This window comes from Rhodococcus sp. NPDC056960 (genome assembly GCF_042674125.1).
Taxonomy (GTDB): Bacteria; Actinomycetota; Actinomycetes; order Mycobacteriales; family Mycobacteriaceae; genus Rhodococcus_F.
The window spans coordinates 159,130-165,343 of sequence record NZ_JBHURF010000023.1; the positions used below are offsets into that span (position 1 = coordinate 159,130).

Genomic DNA, 6,214 nt, shown 5'->3' on the forward strand with positions numbered 1-6,214 from the left:
AGGAGCTAGCCAGCCATGTCCGAGAGCAACGAACTGCGCATCGCCGTCCTGGGTGTCGGAATGATGGGCGCCGACCACGTCGCGCGGATCACCGACCGCATCAAGGGTGCGACCGTCGCCGTGGTCAACGACTACTTCACCGAGAAGGCCGAAGAGATCGCGTCCGGCATCCCCGGATGTCGCGTGGTCACCGACCCGCTCGACGCGATCGCCGACCCGGACGTCGACGCCGTCGTCCTCGCCACCCCCGGCCCCACCCACGAGAAGCAGCTTCTCGCCTGCCTCGAGCACGGCAAGCCGGTGATGTGCGAGAAGCCGCTCACCACCGATGTCGCCACGTCCCTCGAGATCGTCAAGCGGGAAGCCGAACTCGGCAAGAAGCTGATCCAGGTCGGATTCATGCGACGCTTCGACCACGAGTACGAGCAGCTGAAGACGCTCATCGACGACGGCGCCTTCGGACAGGTGCTCCTGGCCCACTGCGTGCACCGCAACCCGGTCGTGCCCCCCGGCTTCGACAGCTCGATGATCGTCAAGGACTCGCTCGTCCACGAGGTGGATGTGACCCGTTTCCTGTTCGACGAGGAGATCACGTCGGTCCACATCATCCGGCCCGCCGCGAACCCTGGTGCGCCCGAAGGATTGCAGGACCCGCAGATCGCGTACTTCACCACCGAGTCCGGTCGCCATGTGGACGCCGAGGTGTTCGTGACCACCGGCGTCGCCTACGAGGTGCGGACCGAGATCGTCGCCGAGAAGGGTTCGGCGTTCATCGGTCTCGACGTCGGACTGGTACGCAAGTCCGGCACCGGGGCGGGCAGCGGCCGATCCGGCGCCGGAGTGTGGGGCGGCGAGATCACGCCGTCGTTCAAGGAGCGCTTCGGCCAGGCCTACGACACCGAGATCCAGCGCTGGGTGAACGCCGTCCGCACGAGCGCCGAGACCGGCATCTTCATCGACGGCCCCGGTGCGTGGGACGGCTACGCCGCCGCCGCCGTGTGCGCGGCCGGCGTGAAGTCGCTCGAGACCGGTGAGCGCGTGGCCGTCGACATGGTCGACCGTTCCTCCATTCCGGGAGCCTGATCGTCATGAAGATTGCACTCGACCCCACCCCGTTCCACCACGATCACTCCCTGCTCGAATTGCCGGCCGTGGTCGCGGAACTCGGCTTCGAACACCTGCAGCTCACGCCGCATCGCGACATGATCCCGTTCTTCAACCACCCGAAGGCGGACGACGAACTGGTCCGGCAGTTCCGGAAGGCGTGCAGCGACGCCGGCGTCGGCATCGCGTCGGTGCTGCCGGTGCTGCGGTGGTCCGGCCCGGACGAAGATGCCCGCGAGGCAGCCGTGCGGTACTGGAAGCGCGCCATCCAGATCACCGTCGACCTCGGCGTCAACGTGATGAACACCGAGTTCAGCGGTCGCCCGGAGAAGGCCGAGGAATCGGAGCGCGCCTTCTACCGATCGATGGAGGAACTCGTCCCTATCATCGAGCGTGAGGGAATCGATGTCCGCATCGATCCGCACCCGGACGATTTCGTGGAGAACGGCCTCGACGCCATCCGCATGATCCGCGGCATCAACTCCAAGAACTTCGGACTGGTGTACGTCGCGTGCCACTCGTACCACATGGGTGCGGGCATGCTCGAGATCATGCGCGCGGCCGGCGACATGCTGCGGCTCGTCCACGTCGCGGACACGATGGATCACCATCGCTCGCACGGACTGCGGTACATCACCAATCCTCCCGGCAATGCCGTTCGCGTGCACCAGCACCTGAAGATCGGTGACGGCGACCTGAATTGGGACGAGTTCTTCGGTGGACTGTCCGAACTCGGCTTCTACGACAAACCCGACACCGTCATGGTGTCCAGCGTCTTCGCCGAGGACGAGAACGCGCACGACGTCTCCCGCTACCAACTGAAGACCATGAAGGATTACATCGCGCGCACGCGGTGAAAGGACAACACATGAGCACCAACATCACTCGCGAGATCGCCCACTGGTCCGACGGTAAGGGCTTCGCCGGCACCAGCGGCAACACCGCACCCGTCACCAACCCCGCCACCGGCGCCGTCACCGGCCAGGTCGCGTTGGCCAGCGTCGAGGACGCCCGCGTCGTCATCGACGCCGCCGCCGCCGCGTTCCCCGCCTGGCGCGACACCTCCCTCGCCAAGCGTTCCGCCGTCGTCTTCAAGTTCCGGGAACTGCTCAACGAGCGCAAGGGCGAGTTGGCGGAGATTATCACCGCCGAGCACGGCAAGGTCGTCTCCGACGCCCTCGGTGAAGTCTCCCGCGGCCAGGAGGTCGTCGAATTCGCCTGCGGCATGCCCCACCTGCTCAAGGGCGGCATGACCGAAAACGCCTCCACCAACGTCGACGTCTCCTCCATCCGCCAGCCCATCGGCCCCGTCGGGATCATCTCCCCGTTCAACTTCCCCGCCATGGTCCCGATGTGGTTCTTCCCCATCGCCATCGCCGCCGGCAACACCGTCGTCCTCAAGCCCTCCGAGAAGGACCCCACCGCCGCCATCTGGATGGCCGAACTCTGGGCCGAAGCCGGACTCCCCGCCGGAGTTTTCAACGTCCTCCAAGGCGACAAGACCGCCGTCGACGAACTGCTCACCCACCCCGCCATCAAGGCCATCAGCTTCGTCGGATCCACCCCGATCGCCCAGTACGTGTACGCCACCGGCACCGCCCACGGCAAACGCGTCCAAGCCCTCGGCGGGGCGAAGAACCACGCCATCGTCCTCCCGGACGCCGACCTCGACCTCGCCGCCGACGCCATGGTCAACGCCGGCTTCGGCTCCGCGGGCGAACGCTGCATGGCCATCAGTGCCCTCGTCGCGGTCGGCGACATCGCCGACGAACTGGTCGCCAAGATCAAGGACCGCACCGACACCCTGAAGATCGGCGACGGCACCAAGGACTCCGACATGGGACCGCTGGTGACCAAGGTGCACCGCGACAAGGTCGCCTCCTACATCGACGCCGGCGAGAAGGACGGTGCCACCATCGTCGTCGACGGCCGGCAGGTGCACCCCAATGGTGGCAAGGACGGGTTCTGGCTCGGACCGACCCTGATCGACCACGTCACCACCGACATGAGTGTGTACACCGACGAAATCTTCGGACCCGTCCTCTCCGTCGTGCGGGTGGACTCGTACGACGAGGCGCTGGAGTTGGTGAACTCCAGCGAATTCGGCAACGGCACCGCCATCTTCACCAACGACGGCGGCGCCGCGCGGCGGTTCCAGAACGAGGTCGAGGTCGGCATGGTCGGCATCAACGTCCCGATCCCCGTCCCGATGGCCTACTACTCCTTCGGGGGGTGGAAGAACTCCCTGTTCGGCGACACCCACGCCCACGGCGCCGAGGGTGTGCACTTCTTCACCCGCGGCAAGGTCGTCACCACCCGCTGGCTCGACCCCAGCCACGGCGGCCTCAACCTCGGATTCCCCCAGAACGCGTAAGTACTTCTTCTCCGCGCCGGACCGTCCGCGGTCCGGCGCGGAGTTCGTTCGATCGAAAGGAACTTCATGAGCGACACCTCTCTCGCCCCGCGCCATCGGGTCGTGGTCATCGGATCGGGATTCGGCGGTCTCTTCGCCACCAAGGCCCTGAAACGGTCGGACGTCGATGTCACTCTGATCGATCGCACGACGCATCACCTGTTCCAGCCGTTGCTGTACCAGGTGGCGACGGGAATCCTGTCGGAGGGCGAGATCGCCCCCGCGACCCGGCTCGTCCTCGAAGACCAGCAGAACGCGTCCGTCCTGATCGGCGGGGTCGAGAAGATCGATGTCGCCGACCGGACCGTCACGTCGACGCACCGCGGCCGCACCACCGTCACCGAGTACGACAGCCTCGTCGTCTCGGCCGGCGCCCGCCAATCCTATTTCGGCAACGATCATTTCGCCGAGCACGCGCCCGGCATGAAGACGATCGACGACGCCCTCGAGCTGCGCGGCCGCATCCTGGGCGCGTTCGAAAGCGCCGAGGTGAGCACCGACCCCGCCGAGCGGGCACGACTCCTGACGTTCGTCGTGGTCGGGGCAGGCCCCACCGGAGTCGAGATGGCGGGTGAGATCGCCCAGCTCGCGCACCGCACGCTCGCCGGCGCCTACCGCACCATCGATCCCCGCGACGCGCGCATCATCCTGCTCGACGCTGCGCCCACCGTGCTCCCGCCCTTCGACGAGAAACTGCGCCGCGCTGCCGCGGACACGCTGGGCGAACTCGGAGTAGAGATCCAGCTCGGCGCGATGGTGACCGACGTCGACGACGACGGACTCACCGTCCGCGACCAGGACGGCGTCGAGCGGCGGATCGAGGCCGCCTGCAAGATCTGGTCCGCCGGTGTCGCCGCCAGCCCGCTGGGCCGGCAACTGGCCGAGCAGACCGGTGCCGACACCGACCGCGCCGGACGCGTCCTCGTCGAACCCGACCTGACGCTGCCCGGCCACAGCAACGTGTTCGTCGTGGGCGACATGATGAACCGGGACGGGCTTCCCGGCGTCGCGCAGGTCGCGATCCAGGGCGGCCGTTACGCCGCATCACTGATCGCCGCGGAGGTGCACGCCCACCGGAAGGGTCGTGACAAGCCCGAACGCACCCCGTTCAAGTACACGGACAAGGGCAGCATGGCCATGATCTCCCGCTTCCACGCGGTCGCGAAGGTAGGCCGCCTGCAATTGACCGGGCTGCTCGCGTGGCTGCTGTGGCTCCTGATCCACCTGGTCTACATCGTCGGATTCAAGAGCCGGCTCGCCACCGCCATGTCCTGGACCTGGTCGTTCCTCGGCCGGACGCGGGGGCACCTCACCGTCACGGAACAGCAAGTGGTCGCGAGAACCGCCATCAACCGGCTCGATGCCTGGGAGGATTCCCAGGCGGTACCCGAGGCGGCGACGGCCTCGGCACGGTGAGTACCGTCGGCTCCGTGCATGTTTCCGCTCTCACCGTCGGTATCGACGTCGGTGGTACCAGTATCCGGGCCTGCGTCGTCGACGACACCGGCGAGGTACTCGACTCCGTCCAGGCGCCCACCCCGCAGTCGGCGAAGGCCCTCGAGGATGCGCTCGACCGCGCCGTCCGTGAACTCGCGTCCCGGCACGAGATCGCCGCGGTCGGGCTCGCCGTCGCCGGATTCATCACCCCCGACCTCACCACCGTGCGCTTCGCCCCGCATCTGCCGTGGAAGAACGTGCCGGTGGCCAACGACCTCAGCGACCGGCTCGGACTGCCGGTGGTTCTCGAACACGACGCCAACGCGGCGGCGTGGGCGGAACACCGGTTCGGCGCTGCCGCCGGTGGCCGCAATGTCGTGATGGTCGCGATCGGCACCGGCATCGGCGCGGCGCTACTCATCGACGGCACGCTCTACCGGGGCAGCCACGGCGTCGCTCCCGAACTGGGCCACCTCCAGGTGGTCCCGGGCGGCAGGCCGTGCGCCTGCGGCAAACGCGGGTGCTGGGAACGGTATTGCAGCGGAACCGCTCTCGTCGACACCGCGATCGAACTGCTCGCCGCCGACCCGACCAGTTCGACGATCCTCGCACGCGAGGTGGCGAGCGACCCGGGATCGCTCACCGGTCGTCGTATCGCCAGCGCAGCGCGAGACGGCGACCCGCTCGCCATCCGCACGATGGAGGAATTCGCGCGCTGGCTGGGCGTCGGACTCTCCATGGTCGGTGACGTCTACGACCCCGATCTCGTCGTCATCGCCGGCGGGGTCAGCGGTTCGGCTCCCCTCTTCCTCGACCACGCCCGCGACGTCTACGCCTCCCTCTCGACCGGTTCCGGGCACCGCCCCCTCGCCCGCATTCGCGAAACCCAACTCGGCGAATCCGCACAGCGAATCGGGGCCGCAACACTCGCGAGGCACTCCTCGCCCGTGCGTGGTTGAGGAGTCTCTGGACTGGTGTCGTACCAAAGGGCAACTTGAACACATTTCCATCGCCCTCCGATCTCCCAACGTCTGCGCGGAAGGATCGAGTGGCCATCCGCATCGTCGAGTTTCTTCCGGACTCGCAGCACCGGCTCGCCGCACCGCCGACGTTCGGGCCGAGAATTAGTGAGAGGGGGGTGGAGCGCCGGTGAGCCCGTCGGCGCCCTAGTACTACAGTCGCGTTTAGGGCAGGTGCCCTCGGGCTCGATAGTGGGATTGCCGGGCTCGGTGTTGATGGCGGCGACGCCAGTGGGAGCGG

At 67.4% G+C, this 6,214-nt stretch carries 5 protein-coding genes; all 5 read left to right on the top strand.

Annotated features, from left to right (window positions below; translation table 11 throughout):
* Positions 1-15: 15 nt before the first annotated feature.
* The 5 genes from ACFTWF_RS32020 to ACFTWF_RS32040 all read left to right on the top strand — a co-directional run bounded on the left by ACFTWF_RS32020 (position 16) and on the right by ACFTWF_RS32040 (position 5,913).
* The gene (locus ACFTWF_RS32020; RefSeq protein WP_378465117.1) at positions 16-1,083 is read left to right on the top strand and encodes a Gfo/Idh/MocA family protein; all 1,068 of its coding nucleotides are present in this window, start codon (positions 16-18) and stop codon (positions 1,081-1,083) included.
* A 5-nt stretch (positions 1,084-1,088) separates the two neighbouring features.
* On the top strand, positions 1,089-1,961 hold the full coding sequence (locus ACFTWF_RS32025) for a sugar phosphate isomerase/epimerase family protein (protein ID WP_378465118.1): 873 nt from the start codon (positions 1,089-1,091) through the stop codon (positions 1,959-1,961).
* Between the two features lie 11 nt (positions 1,962-1,972).
* Positions 1,973-3,478, top strand: coding sequence for a CoA-acylating methylmalonate-semialdehyde dehydrogenase (locus ACFTWF_RS32030; protein WP_378465119.1), 1,506 nt, complete (start codon positions 1,973-1,975; stop codon positions 3,476-3,478).
* 66 nt (positions 3,479-3,544) lie between these two features.
* The gene (locus tag ACFTWF_RS32035; protein ID WP_378465120.1) at positions 3,545-4,933 is read left to right on the top strand and encodes an NAD(P)/FAD-dependent oxidoreductase; all 1,389 of its coding nucleotides are present in this window, start codon (positions 3,545-3,547) and stop codon (positions 4,931-4,933) included.
* Positions 4,930-5,913, top strand: coding sequence for an ROK family protein (locus tag ACFTWF_RS32040; protein ID WP_378465121.1), 984 nt, complete (start codon positions 4,930-4,932; stop codon positions 5,911-5,913). The genes ACFTWF_RS32035 and ACFTWF_RS32040 overlap by 4 nt, the downstream gene beginning before the upstream one ends.
* The last annotated feature ends 301 nt before the right edge of the window (positions 5,914-6,214 follow it).